This window comes from Cryobacterium shii (assembly GCF_004402595.1).
GTDB lineage: Bacteria > Actinomycetota > Actinomycetes > Actinomycetales > Microbacteriaceae > Cryobacterium > Cryobacterium shii.
The window spans coordinates 80,190-94,357 of the sequence record NZ_SOFY01000084.1 but is presented as its reverse complement, the minus strand read 5'-3'; the positions used below and the strand labels follow the sequence as shown (position 1 = coordinate 94,357).

Genomic DNA, 14,168 nt, shown 5'->3' with positions numbered 1-14,168 from the left:
GCGCGGGAGCTGCGCCGCTCCGCGGGTGGCACGCCACCCGCGGAGCGGCGACCCGCTACGGCAGGTAGTCGAGCAGTGGGTCCGCGAGGCCCACGTAGCCTGCGGGCGTGAGCTCGAGCAGGCGCGCCTTGGCGGCGTCGCCGATCTCCAGGGCGGTCACGAACGCGACCAGGTCGTCCCGGTTGATGCGCTTGCCGCGGGTGAGTTCCTTGAGCAGGGCGTACGGATCCTCGATCGACGAGCGGCCCGCCGACACCTCGGCCCGGATGACGGTCTGGATCGCCTCGCCGAGGATCTCCCAGTTCGCGTCGAGGTCCCGGGCCAGGGCGTCCCGGTCGATGTCGATCTCGCCCAGACCCCGCACGATGTTGTCGAGGGCGAGCAGAGAGTGCCCGAAACCGACGCCGATGTTGCGCTGCGTGGTCGAGTCGGTCAGGTCGCGCTGCAGGCGCGAGGTCACCAGCGTTGCCGCGAGCGAGTCGAGGATCGCGCTGGAGAGCTCGAGGTTCGCTTCGGCGTTCTCGAAGCGGATGGGGTTGATCTTGTGCGGCATGGTCGATGAGCCCGTGGCTCCGGCCTGCGGGATCTGACGGAAGTAGCCCAGGGAGATGTAGGTCCAGACATCCGTGGCCAGGTTGTGCAGCACCCGGTTGACGTGGGACATGCGCGAGTAGAGCTCGGCCTGCCAGTCGTGGGACTCGATCTGGGTGGTCAGCGGGTTCCAGGTCAGGCCGAGACCCTCGACGAACTCGCGAGAGACGGCCGGCCAGTCGACGGCGGGATCGGCCGCGACGTGGGCGGCGAAAGTGCCGGTGGCACCGCTGAACTTGCCCAGGTACTCGCTGTTCTCGACCTGCTTCGCCAGGCGCTCGAGACGGTAGACGAACACCGCCAGCTCCTTGCCGACCGTGGTGGGCGTGGCCGGCTGGCCGTGGGTGTGGGCGAGCATCGAGTCGGCCCGGTAGTCGAGGGCGCGCAGGCGCAGGGCCCCGATCACGGCGCGGAACTTGGGCAGCCAGACCTCACGCACGGCGTCACTCACGGTCAGTGCGTAGGAGAGGTTGTTGATGTCCTCGCTGGTGGCGGCGAAGTGGGTGAGCTCGCTGATGTGGTCGAGTCCGAGCGTGGTCAGGCGGCGACGCACGAGGTATTCGACGGCTTTCACATCGTGCCGGGTGGTGGCTTCCAGCGTGGCGAGTTCATCGATCTCGGCCTGGCCGAAGTCGGTGACCAGGGCGCGCAGGGACAACTTCTGCTCGGGCGTCAGCGGCACGGAACCGAACAGGCTGCGGTCGGTGAGCGTGATCAGCCACTCGACTTCGACCTGCACGCGAGCCCGGTTGAGGCCGGCCTCTGACAGGTACTCCCCCAGTTCGGTGACGGCGGCGCGGTAGCGGCCATCGAGTGGGCTGAGGACCTGGGGCGGTAACGGACTCATCGGACTCCCTGTCGGATTGCGGGTGCAAGTTGCGCGAAGAGCGCTTCATTTGCGCTCTCAATCATGCCAAGAACCGTGTCAAAAAATGCATCGTCGGAATAGTACGGGTCCGGCACGTCCCGCAGGCCGGCCTGGGCCGGGTCGAAACTGAGCAGCAGGCGCACCTTGCTGCGGTCCCGGTCGGTGGCGGCCCAGTTGCGGAGGATCCGTTCCTGCCCCCGGTCGAGCACCACGACCAGGTCGAGGTCGTCGAACCAGGCCGGGTCGAACTGGCGTGCCCGGTGATGGCTCCCGTCGTAGCCTCGCTTGGCCAGGGCGGTGATCGTGCGGATGTCCGCCTGCTCGCCCACGTGCCAGTCACCGGTGCCGGCGGAACTGGTGGTGATCAGCCGGCCCAGGCCGGAACGCGTGACCAGGTCACGCAGCATGACCTCGGCCATCGGCGAACGGCAGATGTTCCCGGTGCAGACGAAGACGATCCGGAACGGCGTCGATTCGTCCGGTGTGATCGACGCGAAAGCCATACCTCCATTGTGTTGCACCCGCCACCCCTCCACAGCCGTCCGCCGGTCGTACATTCCGTGAACTTGCGGGTGGACCCCGCCCGGCCACCGGGAGGTGGCACGCTCGCTGGCAGCATCGTCGCGACGGGGGTGCAGGGAGGAGGGCCGTGTTCGGTTCAGACGGCACGTTCATCAGCGACTCCGGCCTGCCGGCTCGCTTGGCCGAGCTCCGGGAACGACGGATGCTGCTCCGCGCCCTGCGGGACGACGTCGAGATCGCCGCCCGCTCCCTGGCGCCGACCGACCTGACCGGGTCCTGGCGGTCCGCGGCGCAGCGCGGCTACGCCGAGCGGCGCAGCGAACTCGCCGGGGAACTCCACCGGGCCGCCCGCCACCTGGAGGACGCCCTCGCCGCGGTGGCGGCGGAGATCGAGGAGGTCCAGGTCGTCCTGGCCGCGGCGTCGACCCGGACCCCGGGGGCTCCGTGACGGGGCTTCCGGCGACCCCGGCGACCCCGGCGGCGGACGAGGATCCCGCGGCCACCCTGATCGTGTCCGGCGGGGGCACCACCCTCGTGGCCACGGATGTGCTGCTGGCAGAGGCGTCGTGGCTGCGTGCGCTGCAGGCCGACGCCGAGGGGTGGCAGGCGCGGCTGGCGGGCATCCGTGCCCTGGACTCCGCGCCGGCGCCGTCCCCGGCCTGGACGGGCGGCGAAGCGGCCGGCTGCGTCTTCGGGGTCGGCCGGGCCATCGACCGGGTGGCGGAGCACAGCCGCCACCTCGCCGACTCGCTCATCGCCGCCGCGGAGGGGTACGGCGAGGCGGAACGGCGGAGCGAGCGCGTCGCCCGTGCGGGCGGCGTCTGGCTGGGATTCACGCTCGGCCGGCTGGCGCCGTTCCTGGCGCTGGCCGCCCTGCCGGCACTGACCAGCGGCGCTGCCGGATTCCTGCTCGGCAGCCTGCTCACCGGGGCGCGGCCCGGCGACGGCCCGGCGACGGCGGCTGGCTGGTTGCGGGCGAATCCGCGCGCGCTGACCGACCCCGTCGTGGTCGCGGCGGTGCGGGTGCTCGTGTCCTCGGTGGATGACGCGGCGGTCGGAGCCGCGGGTCTGCCCTATCCGGTCTCCGCCCTGCTCGGGGACGAGGGCCTCGGCCTGCTCGGTGTGGCCACGTCGGCGGCGGGGGTGCGGGCGCTGTCCCGCCCGCTCGGCCTGTTCCGGGAGACGCCGGTGTCGGTGGTGCCCGTGCCGGTGGTGCCCGTGCCGGTGGTGCCCCTGGGCGGGCCGGGAGTGGCCGGGCAGCGGCCCGCGACCCGGGCGACGCCTCCGCCCGCCGGGTTCGCCGACCTGGCCGACCGCATCCCGTCGGTGTCCGAGGACGGCTCCCAGGTGCGCATCGAGCGGTACGGCAGCGCCGAGAGCCCGTCCTGGGTGGTCTACATCGGCGGCACGGTGGAATGGAGCCCGGTCGCCGCGGAACAGCCCTGGGACCTCACCTCCGACCTCTCCGCCGTCGCCGACCAGGACTCCGGCTCCTACCGGGCGGTGGTGCAGGCCATGCGGGAGGCCGGGGTGCGGCCGGCGGACCCGGTGATTCCGGTGGGCCACTCGCAGGGCGGCCTCGTCGCCGCGCAGGTGGCGGCGTCCGGGGAGTTCAACACGGTCGCGGTCGCCACGTTCGGGGCGCCCGACGGCCAGATCACGCTGCCTCCCGGCGTGGACGCCGTGACGGTCGAACACTCCGACGATCTGATCCCGGCGCTGGGCGGCACGCCGGGTGCCGAGGATGATCGCCTGCTCGTGCGGCGAGAGGTGTTCGCGGGGCGGGAGGTGCCGCCGGATCAGCCGCTGCCGGCCCACGCCCTCACCGCCTATCGGGCCACCGGGCGGCTGATGGACGAGTCCCCGGAGCCGCGCCTGCAGGAGTTTCGGGCAACCATGGCGACCGTGGTCGGCGCGGAACCGGGACAGGCCTCCCGGTGGCGGGGCATCCGGGTGGCCGGTGAGTGACCAATGGGCGACTCGCCGGCGCCCATACGGTCTTACCGGCTGGGTCTGGCGGGCCGGAACACCAGGTTCAGCAGCCAGCTGATGATGCCCAGTACCAGGGCGCCGAGCACGCCCCACCAGAAGTCCTCGATCACGAGGCCGAAACCGATCACGTCCGTGAACCAGGCGACCAGCATCAGCAGGAGGCCGTTCACGATCAGCGAGATCAGGCCCAGGGTGAGGACGTAGAGCGGGAAGGCGATGATGCGCACGAACGTGCCGACGACGCCGTTGACGAAACCGAACAGGAGCGCGATCAGCAGGTAGCTCATGACCACGGAGAAGGTGTCGTTCGCATAGGGCTGCAGGGAAACGCCGGCGACGAGCACCGTGGTGAGCCACAGGGCGACGGCATTGAGGGTCAGCTTGAGCAGGAATCGGGCCATGCCTCCATGATGGCACCGCGCCCGGCGATGCGCAGGGCCGGCCACCGGGCCGAACGTCGCCAGCATTATGCGGCCACGCGAATATGCTCCGGCGTAGAATCGCCGAGTGAGCCCTTCAGACCAGCCCTCGGTCCGCCTGCGCCCCGAGATTGTCGCACTGCCGGCCTATCGGCAGGGACAAGCCGCCGCCACCACCGCGTTCAAACTCTCGAGCAACGAGAACCCCTTCGACCCGCTGCCCGGCGTCATCGCCGCGGTCAACTCCGAAACGGCGTACAACCGCTACCCGGATGCCTCCGCCCTGGCCCTGCGGGAACGCCTGGCCGCCCGCTTCGATCGCAGCGTCGACGAGGTGCATGTCGGGGCGGGATCGGTGGCCCTGCTGGCCCAGCTCATCCTCGCCGCCGCGGGTCCGGGCGACGAGGTGCTCTACTCCTGGCGGTCGTTCGAGGCCTACCCGAGCCTGGTCACCGTCGCCGGGGCCACGAGCATCCGGGTGCCGAACCGGGACGACCACGGTCACGATCTGCCCGAGATGGCCACCCGCATCACCGAGCGCACCCGCGTGGTCATCGTCTGCAGCCCGAACAACCCGACCGGCACCATCGTCACCGCCGACGAGTTCGAGGCCTTCATGGCGGTCGTCCCGAGGGATCTGCTCGTCATTCTGGACGAGGCATATATCGAGTTCGTCACCGATCCGGAGGCGGTCAACGGCGTGCCGCTCCTGAAGCGGTTCCCGAACCTGGTCGTGCTGCGCACCTTCTCCAAGGCCTACGGCCTGGCCGGCCTCCGCGTCGGCTACGCCCTCGGTCCCGTCGCCGTTCTGGACGGCGCCCGTGCCACCGCGATCCCGCTGTCGGTGACCGGTGTGGCCGGGGCCGCGGCGATCGCGTCACTTGACGCCACCGACCAGCTGCTGCGGCGGGTGCGCACCCTGACCGAACGCCGCGACGCGGCCTGGCGCGCGCTGACCGAACAGGGCTGGAACATCCCCGCACCGCAGGGCAACTTCATCTGGCTGCCCACCGGTGAGGAAACCACCGACATCGCCGACGTGCTTTCGGCGGTCGGCCTGATCGTGCGCCCCTTCCCGGAGGGCATCCGGATCTCGATCGGCGAGGAAGAATCTGTGGAAAAGCTCCTGGCTATCTGCTCAGACATTGTCGACGATCTACCAACGGGACACTCGGCCCGGCGGCTAGGTTAGTACGATGCCAGCGACTGAAGACGCCTCGCCCATGGTGCGACTCCTCTCCCCCGAGGGCGTCTTCGCGCCGAGCGAATCCGCCGCCGAATTCCTGCCCTACCTGGACCGGCTGACCGAGGCCGACTACCGGCGTTTCTACCGGGACATGGTGGTCGTCCGCCGATTCGACACCGAGGCCGCCAACCTGCAGCGCCAGGGCCAGCTGGCCCTCTGGGTGCCCAGCCACGGCCAGGAGGCCGCCCAGGTCGGTTCCGCCCATGCGACCAGGCCGCAGGACCACGTCTTCCCCTCCTACCGGGAGCACGTCGTCGGCATGATCCGAGGACTCGACCTGGTCGACATCCTGCGGATGCTGCGCGGCGTCACGCTCGGCGGCTGGACCCCCGAAGAACACGGTAACTTCCACCTGTACACCCTGGTGCTCGCCTCCCAGACCCTCCACGCCACGGGCTACGCGATGGGCATGCAGCTCGACGGCGCCACCGCGACCGGCAACCCCGAGACCGACCAGGCCGTCATCGTGTACTACGGCGACGGGGCGTCGTCGCAGGGCGACGCCAACGAGGCGCTCGTCTTCGCGGCGAGCTACCAGACCCCGCAGGTGTTCTTCCTGCAGAACAACCACTGGGCCATCTCGGTGCCGGTCACCCGCCAGTCGCGCACCCCCCTCTACCTGCGCGCCGGCGGGTTCGGCATGCCAGGCACCCAGATCGACGGCAATGACGTGCTCGCCAGCTACGCCGTGACCGCCAAGCACCTCGACGACGCGCGCGCCGGCAAGGGTCCGGCCCTGATCGAGGCACTCACCTACCGCGTCGGCGCCCACACCACGGCGGACGACCCCACGAAATACCGCGACCCGGAGGAGCTCGCCTACTGGGTGGCCCGGGACCCGATCGTGCGGTTCCGCAGCTACCTGCGGGGCCTCGGCGTCGAACAGGAGTTCCTCGACGCCGTCGACGAGGAGGCGGAAGACCACGCCGCGGATGTGCGCCGCCGGGCCCTGGACATCCGCTCACCCGAGACGAACGTCATCTTCGACAACGTCTACGCCGAACCTCACCCCCTGATCGACGAGGAGAAGGCCTGGCTCGCCCGGTACGAAGCATCCTTCGAAGGAGGCGCCGCGTGAGCGACACGATCGAAATGAGCCCGGCCGGCACCCCGGCCGGCACCCCGGCGAGCACCCCGACCGTGGCCAACCTGCCGATGACCAAGGCGCTGAACGCCGGCCTCCGCCAGGCCATGCGGGACAACCCCAAGGTCCTGATGATGGGCGAGGACATCGGCCCGCTCGGCGGGGTCTTCCGCGTCACCGAGGGCCTTTTCGCCGAATTCGGCGACAAGCGCGTGCTCGACACCCCGCTGGCCGAGTCCGGCATCATCGGCACGGCGATCGGGCTGGCTCTGCGCGGCTACCGCCCCGTCTGCGAGATCCAGTTCGACGGATTCGTGTTCCCCGGCTTCGACCAGATCACCAGCCAGCTCTCGCGCATGCGCAACCGGCATGAGGGTGAAGTGATCATGCCCGTCGTGATCCGCATCCCCTACGGCGGCCACATCGGCTCGATCGAGCACCACCAGGAGAGCCCGGAGGCCTACTTCGCGCACACGCCGGGACTGCGCGTGGTGAGCCCGTCGAACCCCCACGACGCGTACTGGATGATGCAGGAAGCCATCCGGAGCGACGACCCGGTCATCTTCTTCGAGCCCAAGAGCCGCTACTGGCCCAAGGGCGAAGTCAATCTGGCCGAGAGCGGCACGCCGCTGCACGCCAGCCGCGTGGTGCGGAGCGGTACGGATGCCACTGTCGTCGGCCACGGCGCCATGGTGAGCGTGCTGCTGCAGGCCGCCGACCTCGCCGCGGAGGAGGGCACCAGCATCGAGGTCATCGACCTGCGGTCGATCTCGCCGATCGACTACGGCCCGATCCTCACCTCGGTCGAGAAGACCGGGCACCTGGTCGTCGCGCAGGAGGCCCACGGCTTCGTCAGTGTCGGCTCGGAGATCGCCGCCACCGTGATGGAGAAGGCGTTCTACCTGCTCGAAGCCCCCGTGTTGCGGGTCTCCGGGTTCGACACCCCGTTCCCGCCGGCCGCCGTGGAGACGCACTTCCTGCCCAGCCCGGACCGCGTGCTCGAAGCCGTCGACCGCGCCCTCGCCTACTGAGACCACCCGAGATGACCACGCAGTCCCCCCGGCAGTCACCTTTCCGGTCCAGAGTGACCGTTCCGCGGGGCACTCTGGACCGGAACGGCCACTCTCGCCTCACCAATCGCAAGGAGCTCGCTTCATGAGCGTGTCGAAATTCACCCTGCCCGATGTCGGCGAGGGTCTCACCGAGGCCGAAATCGTCGAGTGGAAGGTGGCGCCCGGCGACACCGTCGCGATCAACCAGGTGCTGGTCGAGATCGAGACCGCCAAATCGCTGGTCGAACTCCCGTCGCCCTATGTCGGCGTGGTCGGCGAGATCCTGGTGCAGCCCGGAACGACCGTCGACGTCGGAACCGTGATCATCACCATCGTCTCCGACGCCGGCACCGATGCCGAGGTGTCCGCTCCCCCGACGGGGGCGAATGAGAACGAGCTGGCCGGCGCGGCAGCGGATGCCGGTTCCACGATCTCCGACGAACCGGCCGAGAAGGCCGGCCCCGTGCTCGTCGGCCGCGGTGCCACCGCGACCATGCCCACCCGGCGGAAGCGCCACGGCAGCACCCCGGTCGCCCACGAATCGATCGCGCCGCCGCCCGTCATCGCCCCGCGCGCCGCGGCGGCGCCCCTTCCCCGGCTCCCGCGTGCGGCATCCGCCGGACCGGTCATCGCCAAACCGCCGATCCGCAAGCTCGCCAAGGATCTCGGAGTCGACCTGTCCCTGGTCGAGGCGACCGGCCCGGTCGGCGACGTGACCCGGGAGGACGTGCTGCGCGCCGCCACCCAGGCCAGCGTCTTCCGCAACATCCAGACGCCGGAGTGGCCGAGCGACCGCGAGGAGCGCATCGCCGTCAAGGGCGTGCGCAAGGCCATCGCCCAGGCCATGGTCTCCAGCGCGTTCACCGCACCGCACGTGAGCCTCTTCGTCGATGTCGACGCCACCCGCACCATGGAATTCGTCAAGCGGCTCAAGGCATCCACCGACTTCGCCGGCGTGCGGGTCTCCCCGCTGCTGATCATGGCCAAGGCCATGATCTGGGCGGTGCGGCGCAACCCCACGGTCAACTCGATCTTCACCGACGAGGAAATCGTGATCAAGCACTACGTCAACCTCGGCATCGCGGCGGCGACCCCGCGGGGCCTGATCGTGCCCAATGTCAAGGAGGCCCAGGACATGAGCCTGCTGGAACTCGCGGGCGCGCTCGAACGACTCACCCTCACCGCGCGCGACGGCAAGACCACCCCCGCCGACATGTCGGGCGGCACGATCACGATCACCAACATCGGCGTGTTCGGGATGGACACGGGCACCCCCATCCTCAACTCCGGCGAGGCCGGCATCGTCGCCCTCGGCACGATCAAGCAGAAGCCGTGGGTGGTGGACGGCGAGGTGCGCGCCCGCTTCGTGACCACGATCGGCGCGAGTTTCGACCACCGGGTCGTCGACGGGGATGTCGCGAGCCGGTTCCTGGCGGATGTCGCCAGCATCATCGAGGAGCCCGCGCTGCTCCTCGAATAGCCGGTTGAATATTTGGGAAGCCTTGCCTCACCAGTTCTTTTGCTCGCCGGTGAGGTAAGGCTTTCCACGCTGGCGGGGGATGCCGGCTTGTGTTCTGATATTCGTTATGACCTCACTCACGTCCGCTGGAATCGCTTCCCTCAGTCCCTCGGTTGCTGTTGCCGCCGCCGAACCGAAGCGCACCGAGAGCCATGCCGGCCGGCTCAACTGGCTGCGTGCCGGGGTGCTCGGCGCCAACGACGGCATCGTCTCCGTTGCGGCCCTCGTCGTCGGTGTGGCCGGGGCGACCGGCTCCACCGCCGCCATCGCGGCGGCAGGCACCGCCGGCCTCGTCGGTGGGGCCATCTCCATGGCCCTCGGCGAATACGTCTCGGTCAGCAGTCAGAGTGACAGCCAGCGCACCCTGATCGAGCGCGAGAAGCGCGAGCTCAGTATCGACCCCGAAGGCGAACTGCAGGAACTCGCGGAACTCTACGAAAAGCAGGGACTCGCCCCCGCCACGGCCCGGCAGGTCGCCGTGGAATTCACGGCGATCGATCCCGTGCGTGCCCACCTGCTCGCCGAGCACAACATCGCCGAGGACGACGTCGTCAGCGCCTGGCACGCCGCCTGGGTCTCGGCCGCGGCCTTCACCCTCGGCGCGTTGCTTCCGTTCCTGGCAATCCTGCTCCTGCCCGAGAGCGTGCGCATTCCGATCACCTTCGGTGCCGTGCTCATCGCCCTCGCGGCGCTCGGCATGACCGGCGCCCACCTCGGCGGCAGCCCGAAGCTCCGCGCGACCATCCGGGTCGTGCTCGGCGGGGCCGCGGCTCTGGTCGTCACCTTCCTGATCGGTTCCCTGCTCGGCACGTCGGGCATCGTCTAAACCGGCCCCGCCCCGTCCTGACCCCCGAAAAGGTCCCGGGTCACCTCTCGCGCGGCGCGCACCTAATGGTTTTGACAATCATTATCAATAGGCCTAGCCTTGAACCGTGATCAAGAAGCGATTCGTCCTCCCTGTGCTTGCGGCCGCGACCGCTCTGCTCCTGGCCGGCTGCGCTCCGACCGGGGGAGTTGATTCCGGCGCTGCCGACGACCTCCAGGTGGTCGCGACGACCACGCAGGTGGCCGATTTCACTCGCAATGTCGTCGGCGACACCGTCGGCGTCTCGGTCACCCAGCTCATCCTGCCCAACCAGAGCGCGCACAGCTTCGACCCTTCGGTGGCTGACCTGACCGCCCTCGGAGCAGCCGATGTTCTCGTGATCAACGGCGTCGGACTCGAGGAGTGGCTCTCCGACGCGATCAGCGCCAGCGGATTCGACGGCGTGACCATCACCGCAGCGACGGGAGTCGAGGTCCTCGGCGGCACCGAGAAATCCGGCAACCCGCACATCTGGACCGACGTGTCCAACGCGGAGACCATGGTGCAGACCATCGCCGACGGCCTCGGTGCCGCGAGTGTCGACCAGGCCGCGGACTTCGCTGCGAATGCGGCAGCCTACCGGGGCCGACTGGCCGAACTCGACACCTGGATCCGCACCAATATCGACGCCGTTCCCGCGGCGGAGCGCCTGCTCGTGAGCAACCACGACGCGTTCACCTACTTCACCGAGGCCTACGGCATCACGTTCGTCGGTTCCATCATCCCGAGCTTCGACGACAATGCCGAGCCCAGCGCCGCTGCGATCGACAAGCTCGTCGCCGACATCAGGGCCACGGGGGTGAAAGCCGTCTTCTCCGAGGCGTCGATCAGCCCGAAGGCCGCCGACACCATCGCCACAGAGGCGGGCGTCGCCGTGTACTCGGGGGAGGAGGCGCTGTTTAGCGACTCGCTCGGCGCAAAGGGCAGCGACGGCGCCACGTACATCGACTCCCAGGTGCACAACGTCACCCTGATCCTGGAGTCCTGGGGGGCCACGCCCACCGCGGTTCCCGCAGACCTGCGATAGTTGATCTGTGAACGAGAACCCTTCTCAAGTGCGGGCCGGCGCCCCCCTGGCCCTCAGAGTGGTGGGGGCCGCCTTCTCGTACGGCCACCTGCCGGCACTCGAGGGCATCACCTTCGACCTGCGGGCGGGCGAGGCCGTTGCCCTGATCGGGCCGAACGGCTCAGGCAAGTCCACGTTGCTCAAGGGCATCCTCGGCCTGGTGCAGCGGGTGAGCGGCACCGTGGAGGTGCTCGGCGAACCGACGGCCCCGGTCGGCTCGATCGGCTACGTGCCCCAGGCCGGCGACCTCGATCCCCAGTTCCCGGTGACCCTGGAGCAGGTGGTCCTGATGGGGCGCTACCGCACCCTGGGCTGGCTGCGCCTGCCCGGCAAGCGTGACCGCGAGGCCGTTGCCCGGGCCCTGGACGCCGTCGGGCTCACCCAGCGCGCGAAGACCCGGTTCGGCGAGCTGTCCGGCGGCCAGCAGCAGCGCGGCCTGCTCGCGCGGGCCGTGGCGTCCGGCCCGCGGCTGCTGCTGCTCGACGAGCCGTTCAACGGCCTCGACCAGCAGAACCGGGACGCCCTCGTCGGCACCGTGAAACGGCTGAAGGAGGAGGGGGTGGCCGTGCTCGTCTCCACCCATGACCTGCAGCTTGCCCGCGAAGTCTGTGAAGAGGTCCTGCTGCTCAACGGCACGCAGGTGGCGTTCGGCCCCCGCGAGTCGGTGCTGAGCCTGGAGAACGTGCAGCGCACCTTCCACGAGGTCGGCGTGGAGCTCGACGAGCACACCGTCGTCCTGCCGGACCACTCGGGACACTGACGTGGAGCTCCTGAACCCGCTCGTCGACGCGTTCGCCCTGCCGTTCATGACGCGGGCGCTCGTGGTGCTGGGCGCGCTCAGCCTCGTGGCCGGCGTGGTCGGTGTGCTCGTCAACCTGCGGGGACTCGAATTCATCAGCGACGGGCTGACGCACGCCGTCTTCCCCGGCATCGCCATCGGATTCGTCTGGGGCGGGCGTGACGGACTGTTCGCCGGAGCAATGGTCGCCGCGCTCTTCGCCGCGGTCGTGCTCACCCTGATCGTGCGCCGGTCGGTGAGTTCGGATGCCGCGATCGCCATCGTCTTCACCGCGATGTTCAGCGTCGGCGTGATCCTGGTCTCGCGCGAGACGAACTACGTCGGGCAGCTGGAACAGCTCCTGTTCGGCCGACTGCTCACGGTCAGCCCGATCGAGGTCATCCAGACGGTCGTCATCTGCGGCATCGCCCTGCTCCTGGTCGCCTTCACATTGAAGGAAGAGGTGTTCCGGGCATTCGACCGGGTCGGCTTCGCCGCCTACGGGTACCGACCGCTGGCGCTCGACCTCGTGCTCAACGTGGCCATCGCGTTCGTCGTGGTCGCGGCCTCCAGCGCCGTCGGCAACCTGCTCGTGCTGGCCGTGCTGATCGTTCCGGGCGCCGTAGCGCGGCTGGTCACGGCGCGGCTGTGGCTCCTGTTCCCGATCGCGGCCGGGTTCGCGGCCCTGGGCTCCTGGCTGGGCCTGGCCCTCGGCTTCCAGGCCTCCGTGCAGTCCGGGATCGACCTGCCCAGCGGGGCGACCGTCGTGCTGGTGCTCGTCGCCGGCTACGCCATCGTGCTGCTGCTGCGCCTGGCCGTCGACGGGCTGCGGCGGCCCAGGGTCGCCCGCTGATGGGCTACTTCGAGAAGGCCCTCCTGGCGGCGGCCGGGATCGGCGCCCTTTCCGGCCTGGTCGGCGCGCTCGTCGTGCTCCGCCGGCGGACGTTCTTCGCGCAGGCCCTCACCCACGCGACCTTCCCCGGCGCGGTCGCCGCCACGATCCTCGGCATCAGCATCCCGCTCGGCGCCGCGCTGGCGAGCATCCTGATCGTGGGAATCATGACCCTGATCGGGCGGGTGAAGCGTCAGGGCAGCCAGGTGGCCTCCGGCATCCTGCTCACCGCCGGCTTCGCGCTCGGCGTGCTCCTGCAGGCGCTCAACCCGTCGCTGCCGGTGCAGGTGGACTCCTATCTCGTGGGGTCCATCCTGACCGTCACCACCGGCGACCTGATCCTGGCCTTTTCGGTGCTGGTCGCGGCCGTGGCGGTGATGCTCTTCCTGGGCAAGGAAATCCTGTTCTCCACGTTCGACTCGAACGGATTCCGCGCGGCCGGCTACCGGGAATGGCCGATCGAGCTGCTCACCCTGGCCCTCATCACGGCAACCGTGGTCACGGCGATGCCGGCCGTCGGCGCGATCCTCGCGATCGCTCTGATCGCGGCACCCGCCGCCGCCGCCCGGCTGGTCGTGCGCACCACCACCCAGATCCTGGTCGTCGCACCGGTGCTGGGTGCGGTGGCCGGGCTCGTCGGTGTGCTCCTGTCCCGGGCGATCGACGTCGCCGCCGGACCCGCGATCGCCCTCACCGCGGCGGCGTTCTTCGTGCTCGCCCTGGGCGGTCGCCGGCTCGTCCGGGCCCCGTTACGGTTGAGACTATGAAGCGGAACACCTGGCAGCGGGAGGCCGTGCGCACGGCGCTGGGCGCGGCCGAGGGATTCGTCAGCGCACAGGGGCTCCACTCCAACCTGCACGCGACCGGGTCACCGATCGGTCTGGCCACGGTGTACCGGGCGCTCGCCGACCTGGCCCTCGAGGGTGAAGCCGATTCCCTGCAGTCGCCCGAGGGCGAGGGCCTGTACCGCGCCTGCAGCACGACCGACCACCATCACCACCTGATCTGCCGCAATTGCGGCCTCACGGTCGAGATCGAAGCGGATGCCGTCGAGACCTGGGCGAAGAACGTCGCCGCCGAGAACGGGTTCACCCAGGCCGCCCACGTGGTCGACGTCTTCGGCCTCTGCGCCGCCTGCACCGCCGCCGCCCCCGCCGTCTCACCTCCCGCCGCACCCCCCGCCCCAGTCCTCGAGTAGCGAACGAATTCGACGGAGATTCTGCTCCCACAACCCTGTTTTCCCGGCTTCAGCGCCAAAAATGGCAGAATCTCCG

At 69.9% G+C, this 14,168-nt stretch carries 15 protein-coding genes; 12 read left to right on the top strand and 3 right to left on the bottom strand.

All coding sequences use genetic code 11. The features are described 5' to 3' along the window. Positions 1–55 precede the first annotated feature (55 nt). Both purB and E3O49_RS15705 read right to left on the bottom strand, forming a co-directional pair. Positions 56–1,438: an adenylosuccinate lyase gene (gene purB, locus E3O49_RS15710; protein WP_134451873.1), complete on the bottom strand. Its 1,383-nt coding sequence runs from the start codon at positions 1,436–1,438 to the stop codon at positions 56–58. Continuing rightward, the gene (locus E3O49_RS15705; RefSeq protein WP_134365339.1) at positions 1,435–1,962 is read right to left on the bottom strand and encodes a low molecular weight protein-tyrosine-phosphatase; all 528 of its coding nucleotides are present in this window, start codon (positions 1,960–1,962) and stop codon (positions 1,435–1,437) included. The genes purB and E3O49_RS15705 overlap by 4 nt, the downstream gene beginning before the upstream one ends. Before the next feature lie 146 nt (positions 1,963–2,108). Here E3O49_RS15705 and E3O49_RS15700 point away from each other — a divergent pair, with 146 nt between their 5' ends. Together E3O49_RS15700 and E3O49_RS15695 are read left to right on the top strand one after the other, a co-directional pair. After that, positions 2,109–2,429 carry a hypothetical protein gene (locus E3O49_RS15700; protein WP_134365338.1) on the top strand — a complete coding sequence of 107 codons (321 nt, stop codon included), beginning with the start codon at positions 2,109–2,111 and terminating at the stop codon, positions 2,427–2,429. Next, complete coding sequence (locus E3O49_RS15695; protein WP_134365337.1) at positions 2,426–3,949, top strand: hypothetical protein; 1,524 nt, start codon at positions 2,426–2,428, stop codon at positions 3,947–3,949. Before E3O49_RS15700 ends, E3O49_RS15695 begins: the two co-directional genes overlap by 4 nt. 32 nt (positions 3,950–3,981) lie before the next feature. Here E3O49_RS15695 and E3O49_RS15690 read toward each other — a convergent pair whose 3' ends face one another. Then, positions 3,982–4,374, bottom strand: a complete 393-nt coding sequence (locus E3O49_RS15690; RefSeq protein ID WP_134365336.1) for a phage holin family protein — start codon at positions 4,372–4,374, stop codon at positions 3,982–3,984. 106 nt (positions 4,375–4,480) lie between these two features. Here E3O49_RS15690 and E3O49_RS15685 point away from each other — a divergent pair, with 106 nt between their 5' ends. From E3O49_RS15685 to E3O49_RS15640, 10 genes are all read left to right on the top strand, one after another. Next, positions 4,481–5,584 (top strand): histidinol-phosphate transaminase, encoded by a 1,104-nt coding sequence (locus E3O49_RS15685; RefSeq protein ID WP_134365335.1) that lies wholly within the window; start codon positions 4,481–4,483, stop codon positions 5,582–5,584. Positions 5,585–5,588: 4 nt separating this feature from the next. Then, positions 5,589–6,716 carry a thiamine pyrophosphate-dependent dehydrogenase E1 component subunit alpha gene (locus tag E3O49_RS15680; RefSeq protein ID WP_134403033.1) on the top strand — a complete coding sequence of 376 codons (1,128 nt, stop codon included), beginning with the start codon at positions 5,589–5,591 and terminating at the stop codon, positions 6,714–6,716. Positions 6,717–6,730: 14 nt separating this feature from the next. Continuing rightward, positions 6,731–7,753 (top strand): alpha-ketoacid dehydrogenase subunit beta, encoded by a 1,023-nt coding sequence (locus E3O49_RS15675; protein ID WP_134365378.1) that lies wholly within the window; start codon positions 6,731–6,733, stop codon positions 7,751–7,753. A gap of 124 nt (positions 7,754–7,877) precedes the next feature. Further along, positions 7,878–9,254, top strand: coding sequence for a dihydrolipoamide acetyltransferase family protein (locus E3O49_RS15670; protein WP_134365333.1), 1,377 nt, complete (start codon positions 7,878–7,880; stop codon positions 9,252–9,254). Between the two features lie 106 nt (positions 9,255–9,360). Beyond that, positions 9,361–10,119: a VIT1/CCC1 transporter family protein gene (locus tag E3O49_RS15665; protein WP_134365332.1), complete on the top strand. Its 759-nt coding sequence runs from the start codon at positions 9,361–9,363 to the stop codon at positions 10,117–10,119. A gap of 106 nt (positions 10,120–10,225) precedes the next feature. Beyond that, complete coding sequence (locus E3O49_RS15660; RefSeq protein WP_198415947.1) at positions 10,226–11,185, top strand: metal ABC transporter substrate-binding protein; 960 nt, start codon at positions 10,226–10,228, stop codon at positions 11,183–11,185. Between the two features lie 7 nt (positions 11,186–11,192). Further along, positions 11,193–11,984, top strand: coding sequence for a metal ABC transporter ATP-binding protein (locus E3O49_RS15655; protein WP_134365331.1), 792 nt, complete (start codon positions 11,193–11,195; stop codon positions 11,982–11,984). A gap of 1 nt (position 11,985) precedes the next feature. Next, a complete protein-coding gene (locus tag E3O49_RS15650; protein ID WP_241976055.1) occupies positions 11,986–12,855 on the top strand; it encodes a metal ABC transporter permease in 870 nt (289 codons plus the stop codon). Then, positions 12,855–13,661, top strand: a complete 807-nt coding sequence (locus E3O49_RS15645) for a metal ABC transporter permease (RefSeq protein WP_134365330.1) — start codon at positions 12,855–12,857, stop codon at positions 13,659–13,661. Before E3O49_RS15650 ends, E3O49_RS15645 begins: the two co-directional genes overlap by 1 nt. Then, positions 13,658–14,092: a Fur family transcriptional regulator gene (locus tag E3O49_RS15640; protein ID WP_134365329.1), complete on the top strand. Its 435-nt coding sequence runs from the start codon at positions 13,658–13,660 to the stop codon at positions 14,090–14,092. Before E3O49_RS15645 ends, E3O49_RS15640 begins: the two co-directional genes overlap by 4 nt. Positions 14,093–14,168: the final 76 nt, after the last annotated feature.

Coding starts and splice junctions, on each gene's coding strand:
- purB (WP_134451873.1), bottom strand. CDS start 1,438: ATGAGTCCGTTACCGCCCCAGGTCCTCAGCCCACTCGATGGCCGCTAC.
- E3O49_RS15705 (WP_134365339.1), bottom strand. CDS start 1,962: ATGGCTTTCGCGTCGATCACACCGGACGAATCGACGCCGTTCCGGATC.
- E3O49_RS15690 (WP_134365336.1), bottom strand. CDS start 4,374: ATGGCCCGATTCCTGCTCAAGCTGACCCTCAATGCCGTCGCCCTGTGG.
- E3O49_RS15680 (WP_134403033.1), top strand. CDS start 5,589: ATGCCAGCGACTGAAGACGCCTCGCCCATGGTGCGACTCCTCTCCCCC.
- E3O49_RS15675 (WP_134365378.1), top strand. CDS start 6,731: ATGAGCCCGGCCGGCACCCCGGCCGGCACCCCGGCGAGCACCCCGACC.
- E3O49_RS15670 (WP_134365333.1), top strand. CDS start 7,878: ATGAGCGTGTCGAAATTCACCCTGCCCGATGTCGGCGAGGGTCTCACC.
- E3O49_RS15665 (WP_134365332.1), top strand. CDS start 9,361: ATGACCTCACTCACGTCCGCTGGAATCGCTTCCCTCAGTCCCTCGGTT.
- E3O49_RS15645 (WP_134365330.1), top strand. CDS start 12,855: ATGGGCTACTTCGAGAAGGCCCTCCTGGCGGCGGCCGGGATCGGCGCC.
- E3O49_RS15640 (WP_134365329.1), top strand. CDS start 13,658: ATGAAGCGGAACACCTGGCAGCGGGAGGCCGTGCGCACGGCGCTGGGC.